Below are 24,076 nucleotides of genomic sequence, written 5' to 3' on the forward strand. Positions count from 1 at the left end.
TTAATTTATATCTATTCCCCCCAATCCTTCTACCACTCCGCGATAGGCAGGTTTACGGGTAAATCCTTCTGTCCATAAACCTATGGGCTCTCCTGCTCTCCAGGATGAAGAAGCCGGACTATCGGTAGGACTCCAGATGGTTATCCCGTACTGTTGAGCTTTAGGAACCAGGCTGAAATACTGATCCATTACAAACTTGTACATTTCTTCTTGAGCTACATATAGTTCTTCATTTGCCTCAGTGGTTTTCACACCTACGCCAATATCAAGTTCAGAAACTTTAATCATTTTACCGGTAGCTGCAAGCAGCTGAAACATTTCGGTAATCTTTGCTTTATCAGAATCTATATTAATATGCATCTGGGTTCCTATACCATCCACACGAGCTCCCCGCTCTTCTATATAGTTTACATATTCGATAATGCCTTTACACTTATCCAGGTTATACTCCAGATTGTAATCGTTTATAAAAAGTAAATCATCAGGATTGCTGTACATTTCTGCCAATTTAAAAGCAGTAACTGCATAGTCCTTACCTAAATAATCCTGCCAGTAAAATTCATCTTCAGCCAAATCGGTTTTGCCTACCCCCGTTTTAAGCTCGTAAGGATTAGCATCATCCATGGGCTCATTAACCACATCCCAGGCATGAGTATTCGATTTTGAAGCAGTCATTATACCTTCGATCCATTTCTCTAGATGAGCGCTAAGTGTATCTTTTTTTTCTTCAGGTGTTCGTTCTTCATATGTCACTCCTTTCGAGTTATACCAGCTTACCACTATATTATCAAAATAATAGGTCGTGGCGTTAGCTCCAAGATTAAATGCGATAGTATTACAGCCAGAAGTATTCGCATCAATAGTAGTTTCCACATTGATGTGCTTCCATTCTGGAGTGGAGCTTATACTACCAAAGAAGTTCCAGTATTTATACCCCCCCGGTGCAGTATGTGCCTGGGTTGGAAAAGAAGCAGCTATCTCTGTACGTACATCCATCTCCAAACGATATTTTTGACCTACTTCTGTAACTTTAGGAAAAGTCACAAATAACTGAGACCCCCAATCATTAGCCCTTACCTCTGCATTCACAATTTTTAAAGCGCGTCCAACCCCATTATATCCCTCTCCTTCGGCGGTAAATGCTATTGGCGCGTTAGGACCATTCGTTTGATACCCCGTAGCATCATCGGTCTCAAAAGATTGATCCAATAAAACCATCCAGCCCGGCCCATCCGGAAGCGGTATTTCTTTAGGCGCTATTGCACTCTTTAAATAAGAAGCATTTTGATTGGCATGCCACATTAGGGTATGCCCATAAATAGTAACGCCTTGCTCTGTGGTATTTTCAACAAATTCATTAACTGATGTTAAGTTAAGGGAACCATCATCGTTTACAATGGCACCGTGCTTCATACCATAACCTGCTGTAACTTCTTGAAAATTCTCATTCGTTAGGGAAAACATCGCCCCCTGTGCATTATATGCACTCATACTAACTCCTGCTCCCAGTTTAAAGCGAGAATCATCGGATGTATAAGTTTTTAGTTCTTCTAAACTATTTAATTCTTCTTGTTTTTTGATGCTCAAAGGTTTTTCAACATCAAATTCCACGGGATCCATATCTGCACATCCTAAAACTCCCAGCGATATCAAAATCCATAAAAATCCCTTTGCAGTACTTTTTTTAATCATCATTTTTGATTGTTTTAAGGATTTAATACTATTCTAAAACGGGTTTAAAGGTCTCCATCGCCACCCCTCGATTACGCATCACTAAAGTATCCTGAGTAGTAATGTTCAGCTCATCCGTTTCTATTTCATAGGAAAGATAGAGTGCATCCCTATCTTCTGACCCCCAACTATTTTCCTCTCCATCTTTTATAAAGCTGCCACTACCGGTCACGGTGTATTGGGAAGGATTGGAAGAACTAATATTTACATTTCCTTCCTGATCAAAATTGAGTAATAAAACGATGTTCAGATCATTTCCTTCAATATCCTGAATCGATAAAGGTAAATTCACCTGCCATCTGGATTGAGTATCCAGCATAACCACTTCATCATCCACCACGTAATCTTCACGTCTTACTTCGGTACGATCCAATACTGTATTTCCATTTTTTCCAGTGATTACATCCTCGCCACGACGCAGGTAGAAACCTTCCCATGGATTGATATACTTCACTGCATAAAAAATAAAATCTTTGGGTAGCACTGCCCAGTCGGTTTCCACACCGCGTCTTGGTGTAGCCACTTGTGGCTCTCCAGATAAAATAGAGTCTACCACCGTTGCATTTAACATACGTAACGGAATTACATAATTGTTTTCTAAAGATTTAGGATCATCAAAAAAAGCATCGGTAAGCTGCACCTCTACCCCACCGGAAAGCTCTCCGTTTGGGATCACGATATTATCAGACGCCAGCGTATAATGTGATGATGGAAGCGCAAGAACTTCATTTCCTGCACCTTCAAAAACAAGCCCATCAACCAGAGAATTGTCTACCTCAACATCTATAGTTACATTTTGCTTGTTTTCATAAAGCCCACCCATAGTGGCCATAATCATGCATTTACCTTCATTATCTAAGGTAGTATCAAAAATGTCTTCTCCAAGTGTAATGGTACGTACCGGGTATTGATACGCAAAATAGACCACCTGATATTCGTAGTCGGGAAAATCCCAGTCTCCATTTTCACAAGAACTGAAAAGGACTACGCTAAGGAATAGAAATATAAGAATATTATTTTTCATTGCTATTTAATTATTTTTTCGGGGAGGTTTACCAACCTCTGTTTTGTTTAAGAGCTTCAAATTTTAAAAGTTCATTATAGGGCACCGGACCATATTGCATATAATCCTGATAATTACGTTGTTCTACAGTGATCACCTCTGGATCACTATTTTCTATAGCCATCCCTCTGGCGGGCTCGTTAAGATCAAGCCCCCAGCGACGCAAATCCCAAAAACGGAAGCCTTCAAAACACAACTCTAGACGACGCTCATTGCGTATAAGTTCGCGCATTGCGCTTTTATCATTGCGTATAGACTCTAAATAAGCATCTGGCTGAGTAATACCTGCACGCTCCCGTATAGCAGCAATCACATCATAGGCAGAAAACCCATAAGAACCGCTACTGGTAGGTCCCCAGGCTTCATTTGCTGCTTCAGCATAAATTAAATAAAGTTCTGTATAACGTATACGCGGTTTGTAATGCAATTGTTCTGTAGTGGTGGTGGTACTCAAATTAACATCCTGACGCAATAATTTTTTTAAATAATATCCAGTACGGGTAGAAGTCGCTTCCCTGTTAATGGCATCATTGGTGGTACCGTCTACAGCGGTGACGATCGTGCTGCTATTTACCCCTGCTGTAGCGCCATTTACCAAAACATACGTTTGTAATCGCGGGTCTCGATTAGCGTACGGATCATCTGGATTATAACTACTGGCTGCATTTGAAATAGGATATCCATTAGCCGCAGGAAAAGCATCCACCAAATTTTGTGTAGGATTTAGCCTTCCGTTTCCATTAAGGGTGGGTGGAAAATGATCCTGTTCCAGATTGTTACTGTTAGCAACATCACCTCTCCATAAAATTTCAGGAGGGTTAACACCTCCTCCTAAATCTGCAATCTGTGCAGTATTCGTATACCAGGTATGTCCATTTGGTGCCAAACCTGCTAAACCACCATTTAACGCCAATACCTCTCCCGCAAAATTTGCAGCTTGAAGCCAGGTATTCCCACTTGCCTCGCTATAAGCGGGACTTGCGGCTAAAAGTGCTGCTTGTGCCTTAATTGCTTTAACGATACGACCGCTTAAACGCTGTCTCCCCCGCTCTCCAAAAACGCGATTAAAATCATTAGTATTCGTGATACCACTTGGAAGCAAGCTAGGATCATCAATATCTTCAAAATCAAGCGCCAACATCTCATCGGCTTTTTCAAGATCATTAAGTAATTGTTCCATACAATTGGCAAAAGTCGCCCGCGGAACATTAAATTCTGATTGTGGATCTTCTGGTTCAAGAATAATAGGTACTCCCAATAATTCGCCATCTGCAAAACCACCATGTGCTTGCAACAGGTAATACATGTGCAGCCCTCGAAGGCCATAAGCCTCCCCTTTTAAACGTCTGTTGTAGAGTTCATTTATATTCTCATCTGTAGACCATTCTACGTTATCGGCTTCAGAGAGAAAAATGTTAAGATACTGAATCGCTGATCTCGAACTTTGCCATTGCGTAAAAGGATTGAAGTTTGACGCCCACTGCCCAGTGGCTGCTCTTCGGTAATTATTGTCAATATCATTACTCACTGCATCGTCTGTAGCCACATCATTGAAGCTCCAGTTAAGAGTGGGTATTCTTAAGTAGCCGTTAAGCAGCAGTCCTTCTGCGTAAGTGGCTTCTCCGTAAGCATCTTCCAGGTCGCGGTTATTTTCTATTGCGGGCTCAAAAAGGTCGTCGCAACTTGTAAGCGACAAGACTGCTATTAAAAGAACTATTAATTTATTATTCATGCTATTTGAATACATATAGATTATTTAAAACAGAGCTTTTACTCCCAGGTTATAAAATCGGGTTCGTGGTGCATCACCTATGTTCAATTCCATTAATTCGGGTTCTGAAGATATGGTTAACAGATTAGCACCGCTTATATAAATGTTGAAGTTTTTGAAAAGTCCATCCCCAAGTATACTTGAAGGCAAATCGTAACTGAGTTGTACTTTAGCCAAATCAATACGATCTGTACTATACAACCAGTAATCTGAAGCTCTGTAATTATTAGAAGCATTTTGGGTTGTAAGCCTTGGGAACGTGGCTGTATTTGCATTTTCGGGGGTCCATCGATCTCTTACTGTTATTGAATATTTATCTTCCCCGTCAATCCAGAAATACGAATTATCTTTCATTGCCTGCGCTCCAGCCTGACCTGTAGCCAGAGCAAAAAAGGTGAAATTCTTCCAGGTGGCGCTTACGTGTAATCCCGCTGAAAACGGTGCCCCATTCCATCCTGCTTTGCCCAGATAAACCTGATCCTGATCATTAATAATACCATCCCCGTTTTGATCAATATATCTAATATCACCGGGAGCAACATCACCTAAAGCTTCCTGACTGGGCGCATTGGCAATTTCCTCTTCATTGGCAAAAAGGCCATTACTACGAAGCCCCCACATTCCATCCAGCGGAGTTCCTTCGCGATACTGATAGTCATTTTCAAACATCTCGGCACGCCTTGCTGCCTCGGTATCATAGTAAATACCGGCCACACCTATGGCAAAATCAATATTACCTACTTTATTTTTATAGGTTACATCAAAATCAATTCCTACCCGATCATCATTATTATAGTTGATATAGGGAATAAACGAACTATTAGGATATCCCGTTGAAAAATAACTTGGGTATAAAACAGATGCCTGTATAATATTACCTTTCATTCTATTTAGGAAGAAAGCCGTCTGAATATCCAGGGTATTATTGAACAACGAACCTTTAAGCTCTACATTAATTTCCTTTCTTTTCGCAAAAGTTAAATCTGGATTCCCTCCCTGTCTGGAATCGGTAGATCGTGTAAGCGCTCCATCTCTCCAGCTAAACCAGGCCCCATCTGTTTGGGTATAGACATTTTGATATAAATAATATTCATTAATATCTAATCCCATATCGGTACTCAATATTCCGGCAGACACTGAAAGTTCTAAATCATCAACAATCGAAGAATTGGCTAAAAAAGCTTCACGACCTAGCTTCCATGCAACTGTAGCGGTAGGAGAATACCCTGTGCGCTCTCCTTCTGCAAATCTTGCAGAATGCACAATGCCCTGATTAAACAGGAAGTAATATTTGCTTTTATAATCGTACGAAAGCTGAAGTCCAAGATTTGCACTACTCAACCGGTGATATTCCCCTGAAAATGTTTGCTGCCAGCCTCCTGCCACCAACATTGCCGAGAAATGTTGATCTTTATCAAACTTCGTCTTATAATTTAGCTGACTGGAAAAAGACAGGGTTTGCTGATAGGCACTGTTGCTAATGTTTTGAATCCCGTTCGTGGCGTCCTGACCGTATCTGGTTAAGCTACCAATCTCATCCCTTCCGTTTGTATTTACCCAATTAGCCTGGTACACCGCATACTGATTATTATAGGATTGGTTGTATGAGGTGGAATAATCAACACCAAACATTGCATTAAAGGTTAATCCCTTAATTGCACGTTCCAGATCTGCATCTACCGAAGTATTGAATTGAAATTCCCTGCTGGTATAGGTATTGTACCCTCCTGCATAAATCGCTGCGAAAGAGTTGGTTTGATCAAGCTGTGTACCACCCAGTAAAAATCTGCCGTCCACAATATTAGAACTGTTTTGTGCGAGCACTTGTGCAGCAGTATTATTGGCTGAAATTTGATCTATGGGAATAAGTGGCGAAAAGCGATTGGGTCTTGTAGTTGCCGCACTCTCCCAATAATTCTGATCATTGGCATTATTTACTCCGCGCCCATTGTAGTAGATTGCATTTGCTCCTAAAGAGGCCTTTATCCAGTCATTAATTTTTAAGTCTACATTTCCGCGTATATTAAAACGCTCGGTTTTGTTGTTTTTGGCCTCACCAAAATCAATCTGATTGCCGATTCTATAGAAACCTACATCGGTATAATAACGTGCATTTTCATTACCTCCAGAAATTTGTAAGGTGGCGTCATAGCGTTCATAAGCCTTTTTTAAATATTCATCGCTATAAAAATTGATATTTGGATATCTAAATGTATTATTCCCAGAGGCGTGATTGAATATAGTTTCCTCAGAATATAAAGGTGACAAGCCATCATTTTCACGGGCCTCGTTATAAAGCGTCATATATTCTGCGGAACCTAAATACTTGGGATAGCGCTTAGGAACAAACAAACCGGCATCAACGCGTACATCAATTTGTTGCTTTCCTATTGTTCCTTTTTTCGTGGTAATATAGATCACCCCTTGCGCTGCCCGGCTACCGTATAAAGCCGTTGCGGTAATTCCTTTTAAAAAGCTTATTTGCTCTATTTCAACCGGCAAAGCACTGTCCGGATTTCTGGGCACTCCATCAATAAGAACGAGATAATCACTCATCCCCCAAATATTACCTCCATTAAAACCTCCAATAAAAGCATTGATCCCATCCAAACTATAGGTGGTATAATTCTTCTCAAGAATTTCTGGTAGATTAACAAATGAAGTCCCTCCGGCTATAATATCTTCTTCATCTACTTTACGATAAGCAGTTTGTACGTTCCCGTCACCAGATTTAATAAGTATAATCTCATTTTGGTACTCTTCTGCTGTTATGGTTGTTGTTACAAAACCATCTGCCGAGATTTTTAAAAGTGCTCCTGGGCTCACATCAATTGAGAATTCACCGGTTTCATTAGTAATTGCAAAAGTACCGTCCTGCTCACTTTGAACCAAAACACCTTCAAGAGGTTCTCTATTTTCATTCAAAATATGAGCCTCCAAAGCTATTTGCTCTTCGGTCTGAGCGCTTAGCTCGAGTCCAATAAGAACAATTAAAGCAAACAAGACAATTTTTGTATGTAAGTATTTCATTTAATTCTGCGTTTGGATTATAAATTAAAATGCTGCCTAAAATAGATTGGAGAAATTACCAACCCGGATTTTGAGGGAATTCTACATACATATTGGTATCTGCATTTTTAAGAGGCAACCAGTAATGTTTAGTAGAAAAATCTCTCTCTAGGATAATCTCTTCTCTTAAGTTAAGTACCCGGTTTTCGGTAGGATCTTCAGTATTAAAATCGCCAGCCCGGTCAAATTCTAAAGATGTTTTTAAGGTATAAGGTCGTTCAATAAGCAATAACCATCTTCTTAAATCATTAAAACGATGTCCTTCAAACGACAATTCTACGGCACGCTCACGACGCACTTCACTCATAAAACCATCAAGACCAGCGGCTACAGCACCCTCTCCTATAGAAACATGCCCTGCACCTGCACGATCTCGTATCACATTAACTGCCTCTATTGCTGTTTTGGAATAGTTTGACGATTTCCCTTCTGGACTGCCATACCCGATAGCTGCCGCCTCTGCGTACATTAAATACACATCGGCCAAACGCATCCAGGGCAAATGAAGGTTTAAGTTTGCACCGTAGTTAAAGCCATCATCATAACGGTTAGCAGTAATAGGTATAAACTTATAATTAAGAAATCCAGATCGGCTACCGGTACTAACATCCCGGTAGCTACCTCCCGTATAAAGATTTGCATATCTATGCTGCTCCACATCGGCGGGCATGGCTCCCTGAACTACCTGTACTCCATCATAAATAATATCATGATAAAATCTTGGATCCCTATCTTTCCAGGGATATTGTGGATCGTACCCAGAAGCAGGGTCTGGCTTAGTTATATCTTCAATAGGTAATCCATTTGCCATCCCATAATAGCTCACGTAGTTTGCCGTTGGCATAAAGTTACTTCCATCCTGAATTATTGCAGGCTGATATTGTTTACTAGTTCCCCAGTTTGAACCATTCGCCCCAAAATACGGGCCTCTAAAAATGGCTTCAGTCCCACCGGGGATACGCCACCCCTGGCCTGTAGTATAGAAGTTAACACTATAGTTTTCAAAAGGAACCAGAGAATACGGTGCCTCACCACTTTCGCAAAGCGCTAATAATTCACCAAAAACATCTGCAGCTTTTTTAGCGTAATCTGAATTATATTCTCGAGAACCTGTTGACTCCAAATTCATCAACGGACTTGCAGCCCACAGATAGTTTTTACCTAAATATCCCAGAGCCATGATCTTATTGATTCTAAGGTCATTTTTTCCTCTGGTAGCTGCTCCCGGCTGCGTATCATCCCAGTTTACAGGAAGCAAGTCTGCAGCTTCCCTTAGGTCGGCAGCCGCACGATCTGCGCATTCATGGTAACTAAGTCTTGCCAGTCTTAAAGGCTCATCACTGGGTAATACATAATCGATATAAGGCATGCCGCCAAAATATTGAATCATCTGAAAGTGAAACCAGCCTCTAAAGAATAATAGCTGCCCCTCAATAAAATCACGCTCAGCCGGAGTAGCATCAACTAAAAGATCTAGATTCTCAAGACCAAGGTTAACTTTACGTAATCCGTACCATCCATTTTTCCATAAGTCTTTTTGCATACGATCATCGTTACGTGAAGCGTCTGCCTGGTTTAACCAGGAAGCTCCCCAACCGTCATGTTCTGTTTGCCACCCCCAGAAGTTACCATTATCAAACTTGTGGATCACGTGAAAATTCATGTCGGCAGAGGTGATTTCATCATCTCCCCAGTTCCACGAATTGGTCCAATAGGCATTGGAAAAGTCAGGAATACAGTGATATAACTCTTCCGTAAAACCCTGAAAGTTGGTAAAATTTTTAAATGCTTCTTCTTCAGAGATGATTGATTCAGGTTCTTTATCCAGGTATTCCTCGCAAGAAGAGAATACCAGGGTAGCTACAATCACCAGACAAAATCTATTTAAGTTTCTAGAATAAATTTTCATAATAATAATTTTTAAAAGGTGATATTCAATCCGAAGTTGAATCGTTTTACAGTAGGATAAGCTCCTTGTGATGCCCAACCGGTACCTGCAAAATTTGATTCTCTATCATCAGGCATTTTAGTCCAGATATACAAGTTGTTTCCATTTAAAAATAGGCGAAGGCTTTCAAAACCGAAGCTTGTCAAGATCTTAGACTCAGCAGGAAATGTATAAGCAATTTCAGCATTCTTTAAGCGCACATAAGAGCCATCGTAGAAAAACCGTGAACCGTTAGCCGCGCCATTGGTAGTAGTCACCCATCTTGGCACCGGAGCATCTGCGTTGGTATTATCTTTGCTCCAATATGATCCTTCATCATAAACGATATTGTTTTGATTTCCCAGGCTATTAAAAACAACCTGCCTGGTTACATTATTAGCTCCAAAAAATTGTACAAATCCGCTTAAGCCTTTCCAATCAAATCCTACAGTCGCGTTATAGGTATTTTGAGGTGCTCCGGCAAAAGCATAAGGTACATTATCAAAACCATCTATAATCCCATCTGCATTAAAGTCTACAATTTGATATCCACCAGGGATTTTTTGGGAGTCGTCTGTATTAAAAGGTGTAGTCCCATATAGCTCGTCCCAGGTATTATAAAATCCATTATCTATATAAGAATAGGCCTGACCAATTGCTTTATTGTTATTTTTTTGATATTCAGGTAACAATTCTGGGTTATCACCTTCAATCACCTTATTTTGTGCGTGGGTCATATTTAAATCTGCCCAAAGACGCAGGTTCTCTCCAAAATAATGATTTAAGTTAAGTACTATTTCATAACCCTGGTTCTGCACAGTTCCAAGATTGGCTACCGGTGCCGTTGTTCCATAATATTCTGGGATTGCCCGCTGGTTTCCTGAAATCAATACATCTACACGTTCATCGCGAAAGAAATCCACACTACCACTGATCGAATTATTAAAAAAACCGTAATCGAGACCAATATTTGATTTTTTCACTTTTTCCCAGCTTATATCGGGATTTCCTACGGCAGATTCTGTATACCATACATATGGACTTTGTTCTGCCTGCTCTCCTACGGTACCTAATCGGGCCTGGCCACCATAAGACCATTGTGTTAAGTATAAATATCTTCCGTTCACATTATCATCTCCAATCTCCCCATAAGAAGCTCTTAACTTAAGGTTGTTTATAAAGTCTACTTCTTTCATAAAAGCTTCGTTGGAGATATTCCACCCTAATCCTCCTGATGAAAAGAATGCAAAACGATTACCTGCTGCAAAACGCTCAGAACCATTATAGGCGCCGTTATATTCGATAAGGTACCGGTTATCATATCCATAAGTAGTTCTAAACACCCAATCCTCACGATAAAAAGGCAATACACTACCGGTTGCAAACTCATTTCGATTAAAAAGCCCCATTGCTGTAACATCGTGCTTTCCGGCAAAGTTTTTTGCGTAGTTGAGTTGGGTCTGGTAAAATAACCTACGATACGTAGCATCATTGTTTACATCACCTGAAGAAGAGGACCATTTTATGCCCTGTTGATAATCAAATCCGGTATTAGCATCATAAGTCCTACGATAAGTTACGATCCCCGTTTCTGGATCAATATACTTTTCTTGCGGATCATTATAAAGATCATTAACTCCTCGATTTGCCTCCACAAAGGTATTATCCAAGGCAATAGTACCTGTAAACTTTAACCCATCAAGAATTACATCCAAATCCTGCTCGAGTGTAAAGTTGGTTTGAAGCTGTGTATTTGTTACGAATTGTACTCCGCTTATTGCAAGGTTCCTGATCGCATTCCCCTCGCCTCCACCTGAAGGTGCATCATACCCCCATGAACCATCAGAGTATTGAGGTAAGTAAATATCTGGCGGAGTAGAGTAGGCAGCAATCCAATACCCATAATCTCCTCCACCAAACCCCCACGGTGTTTTACGCACTCCATAGGAACCCGAAAGACCTACTTTTAATACAGTACTTGAGGTAAGCTTGAAATCCAGATTGGTACGAACGTTTAAACGGTTAAATCCAAAACCTGGTTGATAACCTCTATTATTATCATATTGCTTTATTAAATCCCCTTCATATTGAAAATCAGCTCCCGCGAAATATTTAACGATCTCAGAGCCACCAGTTATGTTTAAGTTAGCGTTATAAGAAGGAGCATATTCCCTAAATAAAGCTTTGTCCCAGTCTACATTAGGGTAGCGCTCTGCTTCAGTTAAGTTTGCAGGAAAACGATATTTATCAATAATATCCTGAGTCTGAAAGAAACTCCAGGACTCTGGCGTAAGTGAAAGTTCATTTTCGATAGCCCGATTACGAACCAGAAAAGTATCAAAAGCATCTTTTTTACCGGGGAGTTTTGAGGCTGTTTTTACAGTAGAATTGAGTCGGGCCCTAATAACCGCTTTTCCTGTTTTACCCCTTTTAGTAGTCACAAGAATCACTCCATTTGCACCTCTTACCCCATATACTGCGGTAGCAGAAGCATCCTTAAGCACTGATATTGATTCTACCGAACTTATGGCAATAGTATTTAGTGGACGCTCTATACCATCAACAAGTACCAGCGGACTGGAATCATTCCAGGTACTTTGGCCCCGTATAAAAATTCGTGGATCTTCACCACCCGGAATCCCCGTACTTGATGTGGTAATAACTCCAGGCACGTTACCCGCAAGCGCAGAGCCAATATTAGGAACATTGCCGGCACGTTCCAGCTCTTCACCACTAGCCTGCACTACGGCCGCAACAACTGTTTCCCTCTTTTGCTCACCGTAGCCTACGATAACAACCTCCTGTAAAGCATCCAAATCTGAATCCATTACAACATTAATTTCTGTACGATTATCTACCTTTCGTTCTATGGTTTTAAAACCAATAAAACTAAATACTAAAGTTGCATCTGCAGGAGCCTGAATGCTATAGTTTCCATCCATATCTGTAACTGCACCTACATTAGGCAACTCTTTCACAAAAATATTTACCCCAGGTACAGGTAAGTTATCATCAGAAGAGGTTACTGTACCTGTAATAGTATTCTGAAAATCAATATTATTTCCATAAATCCACGACGAAAAAAAGAAACTAAACAACACTCCTATCACAAGAAACTTTACGAGATGAGGAGGGTTAAGTAATTTTATGCTCATACTTTTTAATTTTAAATTCAATTAGAGGGAGATGCTTTTACGTTGCCTACAAAAAAGAATCACTATAACGTTGTAGTTTTTGATTTAAAAAAATAACTGCGATTACAGTTTTTTGGCTGAATAATTATTTTTAACGCTAGTGTTAATTTGAAGTGTAAATTTTTCTCTCATTTATCTATTTTAAGAATCAGTTAGACCAGTATTAAATAATTACAGTGCTACTATTACCATAACCGTAATTTTTACATCTATTTTTAATGATTTAACAGAAACATCATACTTGATCCTGTAAATTTTTAGTTATCGTTAACGAAATCAAATATATCTGTTAATAATCCTTAACAAAAAACTAGTTGTTACAATTACTTTACGCTAGGTTACATTACTGAAAATAAATATGTAATCTTCTACTAAAATGAAATGAAAGCAACACTTAACACACTGAATTAAAGAATTTTAAATAATCACAGAATTATAAGCTAAATCATTGAAGAACTTAAAATTTGAGAAATTAAAATCTGATAGAAAAGTAGAATGAAAAAAAAATTGATATAATTCAGAAGGAATCCTGAACATCAATATTAATAAATAATAGCATTTCTTTAACAAATATGCGAAGTAGTCAGAAATTTCAATTATAAAAATTGTGACTGAAAATGTAAGAAGGGAGAATAAATATGGAAAGCTTCATTTTATTTTAGAAACTGAGTCGTTGAATTTTAATCCAGACATGTCATTGCATCTTTCCTAGAAACAAATTAAAATCAATATTATAATAAAAACTATCCACAACTCATTCCCCATACAGTAAGCCCATGATCTTATTAAAAGAATGCGCCAATTCTTCCTGTTCAGGAAGGGATAAATGTGAAATAATACCGGCTACGGAATCGGAAGATAAATCGTCGAGCTTTTGTTGTTCTTTGATGCCTTTTTCTGTTAAGCTAATTTTAAAAACGCGCTTATCGTCTTTTGATTTTTCTTTGGTCAATATCGAATTTGAAATCAGTTTTTTGATGATTCGGCTTAAATAACCTTCATCCAAATTCAATACCTTATTAATTTCGGTTGCGGTGGTCTTACCCTGTTCTTTAACGATATATAAAATATGAGACTCGGTAAGCGAATACCCCGTATTTAAAAAGCTTTTTTCTAACAAGCCAATACTTCTTACATAATTACGGTTGAATTTTCGAATGCTATGTATAATTTCAATCTCGTTCATAAAATTTACTTGCTTACATCAAGTATTTTTAATTATATTTGCTTTTGTCAAGTAATATACAACATCTTATACTAAAATTCAGCAATGATCCGTATAAAAAATATAAATACGCATTCTCCGTATTATCAGGAGATGCGCGAGCTTCGCAATAAAGTTTTGCTACGTCCCCTTGGGATTCCCGATCATTCCTGGGAGATGCACGACGAGCGCTCTTGGCATTTTGTAGCACTAGAAAATGACAACGTGATTGGCTGTGCGGTGCTGGTTCCTTCTGAAGAACATAAAACCTTGGCGCAATTGATACAAATGGCGGTAGATCCCGATGTTCAGGGAAAAGGTGTAGGTCAGTTATTGCTTAAGGAAATCATCACTTTTGCCAAAAGTAAATCCTTAAAAGAGATTCAGTGCCATTCCCGACACTATGCGGTCGACTTTTATAAAAAAGCAGGTTTTACCCCCTACGGCGAAACTTTTACAGAGGTAGGCATACCGCATAATCATATGAAATTAGAACTACACTAATGGAAATTAGACAAATAAAAAGAACCGATAATAAAATAGTGGCCACCTTGATTAAGAGCGTGTTCGAAGAATATAATGCACCAAAAGAAGGAACGGTGTATTCAGATGCGGCCACGAATAGCCTTTATGAATGCTTCAGAATAGAAAAAGCTGAACTTTGGGTAGCTGAAGATGAAGGGAAAATCGTAGGTTGTTGCGGTGTATATCCTACCGAAGGCTTACCTGAGGGCTGTACTGAACTGGTTAAATTCTACATCGGCAAAGAAGCTCGTGGAAAAGGTTTGGGCAAAAAATTGATGGAGGCTTCTCTGGCTTCTGCCCTGCAATTTGGGTACCGGGAACTTTACCTGGAAAGCTTGCCGGAATTCTCAAATGCAGTTTCGTGGTACAAAAAATTGGGTTTTAAAAGCCTGGATGAACGTTTAGGAAATTCAGGACATTCTTCCTGTAACATCTGGATGCTGAAAACGTTGGTATAGCTACTATCTTAATTTTCAGCATACTATTATGAATAATCAACTAGCCAGTATGGTCAATTTAAATTGAATTTAATAGTTATGACCCACATACTTCCCGTTTGAACGCCCTTCAATCGAATGTAGCAATCCTTTACGCTTTTAAAGAACCAGGCGAAATGCCATAGGTTTTTTTAAAGGCTGTAGAGAAGTGCCGGGCATTGCTATAGCCTAAAGCTTCGGCAACCTCCTGAACACTTTTTCCCTGCTGCGCGATCAACTGCCTGGCCTGTTCCATTTTTGCTTCTTTCCAAAAACCAAATACCGTAGTGCCAAATACCTCTTTAAATCCTTTTTTCAATGTGAAGTCATTGGTCCCAACGCGATGTGCCAACTCCAGAAGCGAAGAAGTATCACTTATATTATTCAGCATAAAATCCCTCACTTCATACATCTTGTCAATATCCTTTTTTTTGAGGGAAGTAGGGCAGTTATCCTGTTCAGAAAATTGTTCTAATTGCAACAATAAGAGTTCAATTACTTTTGCTTCCAAATACATTTTCTTAAAAATTCCCTGACGCTGGCAGTTCATTATCCCATCAATAATCTCATACATTTGATGATTAATGTGATAATGTTGTTGTGTAAGTAAGTTGGAATTACCTTTTTCTATGCTGGTTCTGAATTTTTCGAATAAGCTGTTGTCTTCAGGTAAAAATTTATTAAAAAACGAAGGGCTTAGATTAATCTCACAAAGTTGCAATTCTTTACTTTCCCAAATCATTTCCCCACAAATACCTTTGGCATACACAATATTGTGCTGATGGTCTTGAAAACGTACGTTATTTTTAAAACTGGATGCACAAACATTACTTTTTCCCTTTAAGGCAAAGTGCATTTCTACCGTCTCCAGGTCGCTTTCAAAAAAAAGTTTTATCCGATCCTTTAGGGATACATTGCCAAAACCAATATGCACCCCTTCGAAAGCAATTTCTTTATAATAACCCTGCCCAAATTCGCCTTTAAAAGCGGTTTTATTTTCGCTAATCCCATTCTCCCCACTTAGCGGTAAAGCACTTTGGAAAAGATTGATTTCAAAATCTTCCGCATATAAACTGATGTGCATCCTGTATGTGTTTTAATCGAATTATTCCTTTTTGCGGAGCTTTTACTCCTTTTTACCAACACCCCATAAACAAGTTGCCAGTAATTTTGGCCAAAGTTATAATTATTTAGAACAATTCTTAATAAGAGCACTATAAATGAGAAAAAGAAAGATAAAAAAAGGAATTTTCAGGCTCCTGGAAATTGCGGGAAGGCGCAAAAATCTCCTTATAGCTTCCGGGTCACTTGCTCTGCTACACGCCATTTTAAGTTTAGTGCCCTATGTACTCGTATTTTATATCATTAGGGAACTTACCCGGGTTCCTGTAGATTTTAGCTTGACCCGCAACTATATTTTCCAGGCGGTCATTGCAGCAATTATTAGTATGGTTGTGCTCTATGTATCGGGCATTCTATCTCATATTGCGGCTTACCGTATTTTATATGAATTAAGAAAATACATTATTGATAAGGTAGGGAAACTCCCAATGGGATACCTGAATAATAAAAACTCAGGTGCGCTCAAAAAAGTACTATCGGACGATGTAGAACGTATCGAAAATTTTATTGCACATCAAATCCCGGATTTTGTTAAAGGTGTGGCCCTACCCCTACTTACTATTGGCTATCTTTTTTCACAAGACTGGCGCCTGGCTGCCATCAGCGCTGTACCCTTACTTGTTGTTGCTGTCTTGCTCCCCAAAATGTACGGCAATCAAAACAAAAAACTAATTCAAAATTACCATCAATCACTGGAGAATATGAACGCTGGTATTGTTGAATATGTGCGAGCGCTTCCGGTGATGAAAATTTTTGGGCAATCTGCTGAAAATTTCGAAAAATACGGTCATACAGTAAAGCGTTTCTACGGATTTGTACAACAATGGATAAAAAGCAGTACACCCGCATTTGCCGTTTTTATGAGCTTTACCAGTAATGCCCTATTACCGGTGCTGGCCCTGGGATTGTACTTGTATTTTCAAAATGGGATTTCCCTGGCCACCCTACTTCTCTTTCTCATATTGGGTACAGGTTATATCAAACCCCTCTTTGCCATCAACAATATGGGCATACAACTTTCCATCATCAACAGGGGTGTAGAACAGATAGACGCGCTGCTGGACCAAGATGTTTTAGAAGAAAAAAGTGAGCGTCAACGACCTGACAACTATGAAATTCTATTTAAAGATGTCTCATTTGCTTACCAATCAGACCAGCTAGTACTGGACGAAATCAATTTTAGCGTTGCTGAGGGCAGCATTACCGCTCTGGTTGGCCCGTCCGGTGCTGGAAAAAGTACCGTAGGTCAGTTGATTTCCAGGTTTTGGGAAGTGAATAACGGTACCATTTCGATTGGCGGAATAAACATAAAAGAGTATCCCACCGAGCAGTTGATGGAATTGGTATCCTTTGTTTTTCAGGACAGTTTTATGTTTCAACAGACTATCTATGAAAATATAAAAATGGGCATGGATAAAACTGCTGAAGAAGTGGAAAATGCAGCAAAAGCGGCACAAATCCACCAACTCATCACTAGCCTTCCCGATGGGTATGATACCCGTTTTGGGCAATCGGGCATTCATCTTAGCGGGGGCGAACAGCAAAGAATTCAACTGGCCCGGGCAATACTTAAAGATGCCCCCATCCTGATTTTGGATGAAGCCACCGCCTTTGCAGATCCTGAAAGTGAATACCATATACAAAAGGCCTTTAGTGCGTTGATTAAAAACAAAACAGTGCTCGTTATCGCCCATCGACTAAGCTCTATTACCAATGCCGATCAAATTCTGGTGTTTGATAAAGGCAGGATAGTGAGCAAAGGCAAACACCAGGATCTACTGCAAACCAGTAAACTCTACCAACGAATGTGGGATGCACACAACAGGGCCAAAAACTTTGTCATCCAATAAACACACAAAATGAGTATACAAAACATGAAATGTCAATAAAGCCGGCTATACCAACCAAGGATGAATATTAAGTAAAACCTTGGATTTGGAAGTAGATGGTGGATATCAGACATTCCATGTGGCATTAAAAAACAAACTATATACACATGAAAACAATTCAGGCAGAACTTACAGTCAAAAGAAAAGAATACCTCAGCCCGCACTATATACGCGTATTTCTTACCGGGGAGAAAGTCCCTTTGTTTGCAAATACTACGATTGGGGTCAATAATAAAATACTTATTCCGCCAAAGGGAATTGATCGAATCCATTTTCCTGAATTTGATTATGAAAAAATGCAATGGAAACCGCAACCCGATGCTATACGCCCTATTGTGAGAACCTATACCCATCGCGGTATAGACCTCAAAAACAATGAAATTTGGATCGATTTTATAGCACACGGGGAAGAAGGTCCGGCTTCTGCCTGGGCGATAAATGCGCAACCCGGTGACCTGCTGGGGGTGTTAATGCGGGATGGAAAAACTGAACTTTATCCAAAAACTGAAAATTATCTCCTCATAGGAGATGCCACAGGACTTCCCGTTCTGGCAGCTATTTTAGAAGATCTACCAAAAACGACCAACGCCACTTGTATCATCGAAGTTCACGGGCCTGAAGATGAACAGCCATTGAAATCGAATGCGAATGCTCATTTTACCTGGCTGTACAATAAACATCCTCAAAAAGGGAGTAGACTGGCAGAAGTAGTAAAACAGCAAAGTTTACCACCCGCACCACATTTTGGTTATGTCGCTGCAGAATTTTCTTCCGTAAAGGAAATTCGTAATTACCTCCGCAAAGAAAAAGGCTGGCAACGAGAAGACCTGTACGCCTACTCGTATTGGAAAGCGGGAATGACGGAAGATAAATCTATGACAGCAAGACATCAGGAAACAGAAGAGTACTCAATGAGCAAAATGACAACTACAGACCCATATTATAAAGTTGCTATTATTGGCGCAGGACAAGCGGGATTAGCCACAAGTTATTACCTCCAAAAATCGGGCATCAAACATATAGTGCTGGAAAAAAATGTGATTGGTTCTTCCTGGGTTTCCCAACGTTGGGATTCATTTAAAATGAATACCCCAAACTGGATGACCGCACTACCAGAAATGCCATTACCCAAAGCGACAAGTCAACAGTTTATGACCAAAAATGAATTTATCGCTTATTTAAACAAGTATGTTCAACAATTTAAATTACCAATAGCAGAAGCACACCAAGTTATTCAGCTTAAAAAACAAGAGGATTCCTTTACCATATTTGCTGATAATCAAGGAAAAAGGCTTGAGGTAAAAGCCGATTACGTGGTGATTGCCTCTGGGATAATGAACAAACCAAAATTTCCAAAACTGGCGCAGAAAATTCCCGAAAATATCCTACAGCTGCACGCTTCTGACTATAAAAAAACCAATCAATTACCTGACGGAAAAACCCTGGTTGTAGGCGGTGGACAGTCGGGCTGCCAGATAGCGGAAGAAATCGCGCTGTCGGGAAAAAAAGTGTATTTGGCCAGCAGTAAAGTGCCTCGTGCCCCCAGACGTTACAGAGGTAAGGATATTATGGAATGGCTGAACATCATGGGTATTCAAGATACCTTGACGCAAGACGTAAAATCAACCCCACAATTACAGAATAAACAACCGCAAAGTTCAGGAGTGGGCGTTTTTGGACATACCATTAGTTATCAATCCTTACATCAATTAGGAGTTGCTATTTTAGGTTCGTTCAAAGGTATTAACAAAAAAGCCTTTCATTTCTCAGATAATGCAAAAGAAAATATTCGTTTTGCTGATGATACTTCGCAGTCGATTAAAGAAAATATTGATGGATTCCTTTCTAAACATCCTGAACTGAATACAGGAATCACGGAAGAAGATGAAGCAGATTTCCCAGATGTGGACTATTCATCGGCTTCTGAAGTAAAGGAAATTAACATCAAGCAGTCAGAAATCACCTCCATTATTTGGGCGACAGGTTTTGGATATGATTTTTCTTATATGAGCCCTTCCCTTTTAAACGATACAGGAAGCCCAGCGCACTGTAATGGAATAATGAACACGGAACATTTGTACTGCATCGGTTTTCCGTGGTTAAGAAAGAAAAAATCAGGATTAGTATTTGGCATCCAGGAAGATGCGGAATTTCTTGTAGAGAAAATAAAAAACACCCAAAGACAATAAAATGGAATATCAAACAAAAATAAAATGGTCGTTTATTTCAGCCATTATGGCCTCTATATGTTGGGTAATTGGTGATATTGCGATTGCTGGTTTTGAGATCATACCTGAAAAATATCCCATTTTTTCTGAAACTTATGCAGATCAAGTTGATGTGGAGTTTGCAGTATTAATGCTGGAAGGTTCTACCCAACGATTAATGTTTGGTGCGCTAATCGCGGCAATGACCGCTATTTTGTTCCTACCGGGGGTATGGCTGGCCTATCAGTATGTAAAAGATCGGTCCAAATGGTATGTCTGGGTTACTTATTTTATCCTGTTACTAAGTGTACTCTTGATGCCATTGGGCCACGCTGTTTTCTTTTATACCGGTGAAATTTTCAAATCCATTTATAACAGCCCTGTCGCTGCCCATCCTTATCTGCTTGAAACTGCTGCCGGATTCATGCAAATGTTGTACATCTCCTGGGGCACGGCCATTATCGTGTTACTGTTAGGTTGGTTTCTATTTTCGGTGTTAGTATTCCTGGGAAAAACAACACTTCCCAGATGGGTAGGTTTTATTAGCCCTGTTTTTCTTACGATCTATCAAGCCCCCATCAAATCTATTTTACCAGCTTCAACTTTTAAGGACTGGTTAATTGCCGCAGGCTTTAACCTTTCGTACCTGATATTCTTTCTACTCCTGCTTACTTTTTTCAGAAAAAAACTATTTAGGCTCCCAACTTCCATTTAAATAAAAAGTTATGATCAGAAATTTAAACCGCATTTGTCAACTGGATCCCAAAGCCACACTTAAGGTCTTTTTTTGGGAGATTTTACACAGCATTTTTGTTGCTGCACCTTCGGGAATAGTACTCGTTATTGTTTGGGAATTATTTTCAGAACATCCCAATACCACTAAAATTTGGACGGTGGTAGGCGTAATGGCCGTAATGTTAGTCTTGCAGTTTTTTATTGCAGCAAAATCGATGGTACAAACCAATATATGGGTGTATGGCTTATCTACAAAGCTGCGAATTACCTTAGGAAATCGTTTACGTAAATTCTCTCTTGGTTATTTTAAGCAAAAGAACCCGGGTGAGGTAGCTGCTATCGTTTTGCAGGATGTGGCGAATTTTGAAGGTATTTTTGGGCATAGTGTAGGTAATCTGGCAGCAGCTGTTTTTGGAACGACTGTACTTTCGGTTTTTTTAGTCATTTATGATTGGAGGCTTGCCCTGTGTCTCTTAGCTGCTCTACCCATTACCTATCTCTTTTTACTTGCCGCTAACTACCTGGTGAGTCGTCTGGGAAACAAGCAGATTGCTGCACGGAATACCGTAGGAGCCAACTTTTTGGAATACGTGCAAGGTATACGTCACTTAAAATCGTATGCCCTGATAGGGAAAAAGCACACCGGATTGGAATATACCCTTAAAGATCTTTGCCAAAAAAGCATCAGGATGGAAGCTGTGCCGGGTCCTTTTATAGTAACAGCTTTTATTGTGTTTGAAATTACATTTCTGGCAATGGTAGCTCTGGGCTTACATTATCTAAGCGATAATACGATCACCATACCAGTGCTGATCAGCTTTTTAATTTTAGGCTACCATCTTTACCATCCACTCAAAGTGGTGATGGTCGATTATTTATCGCTACGTTATATGAATGAAAGCCTGAAACGGATTATTGAAATGCTGGATGCCCCTACTATGGCATCTGGAACAGCTAAACTGCCTGATAAATTTGACATCTGTTTTAAGGAGGTCAGTTTTGGCTACCGCAATAAACCTACGGTGCAGGGACTTAGCTTCGATATACCGGAAAAATCGATGCTTGCCCTGGTGGGGCATTCCGGTTCAGGAAAATCTACCATCGCTGCTCTTATAGCCCGCTTTTGGGATGTCAATTCAGGAAAGATCGAAATTGGTGGTATTCCCATAAAAGATATTCCTCAAGAACAATTCTACAAACTGATCAGTGAAGTATTTCAGGACGTGTACTTATTTGATGACAGTATTTACAACAATATCAAAATAGGAAATCCCGAAGCTACCGAAACGGAGGTCATTGAGGCTGCCGAAAAAGCCCAGGTGCTCAGTTTTGCCTGGGAACTCCCCCAGAGCCTTCATACGCGAGTGGGCGAAGGTGGCAGCAAACTTTCGGGCGGTCAAAAACAACGCATAAGTATTGCCAGGGCACTGCTTAAAGATGCTCCAATCGTGCTGTTGGATGAAGCTACAGCAAGCCTGGATCCGGAAAACGAGATTTTCATCCAGCAGGCCATTCAGGAGTTGGTAAAATCTAAAACGGTGGTGGTGATTGCCCATAAATTGGCGACTATAATGCGTGCCGATAATATATTAGTCCTGGAGAATGGAGAAATTGCTGAAAGAGGAACACACGCCCAACTATTGAATAAGAATGGTATTTATCGAAAAATGTGGGATATCCAACAACAATCAAATGGATGGAAGGTGTAAGATGCTTAAATACAGTTTTGAAAAATACGTTTAAACCTGTATTTGATTTACATTAAGCAATTACGTGAGAATCAATGATAGGCATCTGAAAGTCAGCAACAAATGATTACGCATTGTGTAATCCAATTTTAGATTCCTAATAAGAAAATTGCGGAAGCTGAGTAAATGTTGGTAAAGAAGTTTATTTGGGGGCATTGCAGTACAAATTTTCTGTGAAAATTTGTACTGCAATGCCCCCAAAATGGGTGAAAATCGATACTCTTGAAAGCTAGTTACTATAATTCTTCACCTTAATGTAACTCTCACTTAAAATTTTTTCGTTCCAACACTCTTCTTACACCCATCATCAGTAAAGCCAGCCCTCCAAAAAGCAAGGTTAACCAGGGGGGGTATACCACACTTTTTGTAGCGATCAGCCAACCGCCTGCGGTAGTTCCTAAGCTGATACCTAAATTCCCGAAGGAGGTGGCAAGGCTATTCGCAAACTCTAAGGATTTGGGTGCAGATGAAATCATATAGGTAGAAGCATTTAAAAAACTTGGAGAATATAAAAATCCCCAGATTCCTATCACCACAATTGTAGCACCCGTATTACCTCCTGAAAAATGCAGCAATATTGGTATCAAAATGGTTCCTGATAAGAAAAAAGCAGTGGTTTTGGTAATGTTTTTATCTAACATTTTCCCGGCTGTCCAATTCGCCAGTACACCAATAATGCCAAAAACAAGCATCATATAACTGACCATCGTATGATTCATATTTTTAGCTTTGTTTAGGTAATCTGCAAAATAGCTGTAGGTAGAAAACCAGGCGGTAATCATAAAGAAATTCATTGCGGTACTTGCTATAAAAGTAGGTTGTTTTAGTATTTTTAACTGACTTCCATACGACTTCTTCTCCTTTACAGGCATACTGGATAAACCAACATATATCGCAATTAATGCGATGATACTAATTGCCGATTGCATATAAAACGAATATTCCCAGGAACATATACTGGCGATGTAAGTCGCAAAAGGAACGGTAGTTACCATCGCAATGGCCACACCGCTAAAAACGATACTCATTAATTCATTTTCATTATTTTTATCTCCCTGAGATACCGCTACTGAAAGGACTGTAGCTATATAAACGGGTTGTAAAAATGCGGGTAAAACCCTGACCAGCATCAAACACCAAAACGGAGGGGAAAAGGAAGAAACCAGTCCCGTAATAGCAAACAAAAATATAGAAAGCAGCATTACTTTCTTTCTGTCAAACCCAGAAGCAAAAAGGGTCATAAAAGGGCCTGTTAATGCGATGACAAGGGCAAAAGCACTTAGTAAAAGTCCGGCACGATCAATACTTATTTCATAGTAGGTTGCTATTTGTGGTAAGATTCCGATTACTCCAAATTCCGTAGTGATTACCCCTATAAAACCCAGACAACCGATATATGCATATTTTCTCATCAT

General features: G+C 39.6%; 15 protein-coding genes. 6 read left to right on the plus strand and 9 right to left on the minus strand.

Translation table 11 applies throughout. The annotated features are described in order from the left end of the window. The 7 genes from AC13DP_RS07445 to AC13DP_RS07475 all read right to left on the minus strand — a co-directional run bounded on the left by AC13DP_RS07445 (window position 1) and on the right by AC13DP_RS07475 (window position 13,941). Window positions 1–1,695 (minus strand): endo-1,4-beta-xylanase, encoded by a 1,695-nt coding sequence (locus AC13DP_RS07445; RefSeq protein ID WP_483067492.1) that lies wholly within the window; start codon window positions 1,693–1,695, stop codon window positions 1–3. Window positions 1,696–1,720: 25 nt separating this feature from the next. Further along, entirely contained in the window at window positions 1,721–2,755 is a 1,035-nt protein-coding gene (locus tag AC13DP_RS07450) for a DUF5627 domain-containing protein (RefSeq protein ID WP_228251906.1), read from the minus strand. A gap of 28 nt (window positions 2,756–2,783) precedes the next feature. After that, a complete protein-coding gene (locus AC13DP_RS07455) occupies window positions 2,784–4,526 on the minus strand; it encodes a RagB/SusD family nutrient uptake outer membrane protein (protein WP_228251905.1) in 1,743 nt (580 codons plus the stop codon). A 24-nt stretch (window positions 4,527–4,550) separates the two neighbouring features. Then, window positions 4,551–7,595, minus strand: a complete 3,045-nt coding sequence (locus tag AC13DP_RS07460) for a SusC/RagA family TonB-linked outer membrane protein (protein WP_483067493.1) — start codon at window positions 7,593–7,595, stop codon at window positions 4,551–4,553. Between the two features lie 55 nt (window positions 7,596–7,650). After that, window positions 7,651–9,543 (minus strand): RagB/SusD family nutrient uptake outer membrane protein, encoded by a 1,893-nt coding sequence (locus AC13DP_RS07465; protein WP_041578652.1) that lies wholly within the window; start codon window positions 9,541–9,543, stop codon window positions 7,651–7,653. A gap of 11 nt (window positions 9,544–9,554) precedes the next feature. Next, window positions 9,555–12,716: a SusC/RagA family TonB-linked outer membrane protein gene (locus tag AC13DP_RS07470; protein WP_347407055.1), complete on the minus strand. Its 3,162-nt coding sequence runs from the start codon at window positions 12,714–12,716 to the stop codon at window positions 9,555–9,557. 793 nt (window positions 12,717–13,509) lie between these two features. Next, complete coding sequence (locus AC13DP_RS07475; protein WP_339814402.1) at window positions 13,510–13,941, minus strand: MarR family winged helix-turn-helix transcriptional regulator; 432 nt, start codon at window positions 13,939–13,941, stop codon at window positions 13,510–13,512. A gap of 84 nt (window positions 13,942–14,025) precedes the next feature. Here AC13DP_RS07475 and AC13DP_RS07480 point away from each other — a divergent pair, with 84 nt between their 5' ends. Beyond that, window positions 14,026–14,463, plus strand: coding sequence for a GNAT family N-acetyltransferase (locus AC13DP_RS07480; protein ID WP_339814401.1), 438 nt, complete (start codon window positions 14,026–14,028; stop codon window positions 14,461–14,463). After that, window positions 14,463–14,942: a GNAT family N-acetyltransferase gene (locus AC13DP_RS07485; RefSeq protein WP_347407054.1), complete on the plus strand. Its 480-nt coding sequence runs from the start codon at window positions 14,463–14,465 to the stop codon at window positions 14,940–14,942. The genes AC13DP_RS07480 and AC13DP_RS07485 overlap by 1 nt, the downstream gene beginning before the upstream one ends. Before the next feature lie 130 nt (window positions 14,943–15,072). Here the strand turns inward: AC13DP_RS07485 and AC13DP_RS07490 are convergent, their stop codons facing one another. Beyond that, a complete protein-coding gene (locus tag AC13DP_RS07490; RefSeq protein ID WP_347407053.1) occupies window positions 15,073–16,044 on the minus strand; it encodes a helix-turn-helix domain-containing protein in 972 nt (323 codons plus the stop codon). A gap of 136 nt (window positions 16,045–16,180) precedes the next feature. On the opposite strand from AC13DP_RS07490, the gene AC13DP_RS07495 reads away from it, so the two are divergent. From AC13DP_RS07495 to AC13DP_RS07510, 4 genes are all read left to right on the plus strand, one after another. Next, entirely contained in the window at window positions 16,181–17,932 is a 1,752-nt protein-coding gene (locus AC13DP_RS07495) for an ABC transporter ATP-binding protein (RefSeq protein WP_347407052.1), read from the plus strand. A gap of 146 nt (window positions 17,933–18,078) precedes the next feature. Then, window positions 18,079–20,160 carry an SIP domain-containing protein gene (locus AC13DP_RS07500; RefSeq protein ID WP_347407051.1) on the plus strand — a complete coding sequence of 694 codons (2,082 nt, stop codon included), beginning with the start codon at window positions 18,079–18,081 and terminating at the stop codon, window positions 20,158–20,160. A gap of 1 nt (window position 20,161) precedes the next feature. Continuing rightward, window positions 20,162–20,893 carry a DUF6796 family protein gene (locus AC13DP_RS07505; RefSeq protein WP_347407050.1) on the plus strand — a complete coding sequence of 244 codons (732 nt, stop codon included), beginning with the start codon at window positions 20,162–20,164 and terminating at the stop codon, window positions 20,891–20,893. Between the two features lie 10 nt (window positions 20,894–20,903). Further along, window positions 20,904–22,622 carry an ABC transporter ATP-binding protein gene (locus tag AC13DP_RS07510; protein WP_347407049.1) on the plus strand — a complete coding sequence of 573 codons (1,719 nt, stop codon included), beginning with the start codon at window positions 20,904–20,906 and terminating at the stop codon, window positions 22,620–22,622. Between the two features lie 302 nt (window positions 22,623–22,924). On the opposite strand, the gene AC13DP_RS07515 is transcribed toward AC13DP_RS07510, so the two are convergent. Further along, a complete protein-coding gene (locus AC13DP_RS07515; RefSeq protein WP_347407048.1) occupies window positions 22,925–24,076 on the minus strand; it encodes an MFS transporter in 1,152 nt (383 codons plus the stop codon).

It is taken from the genome of Zunongwangia sp. L-65 (genome assembly GCF_056859415.1).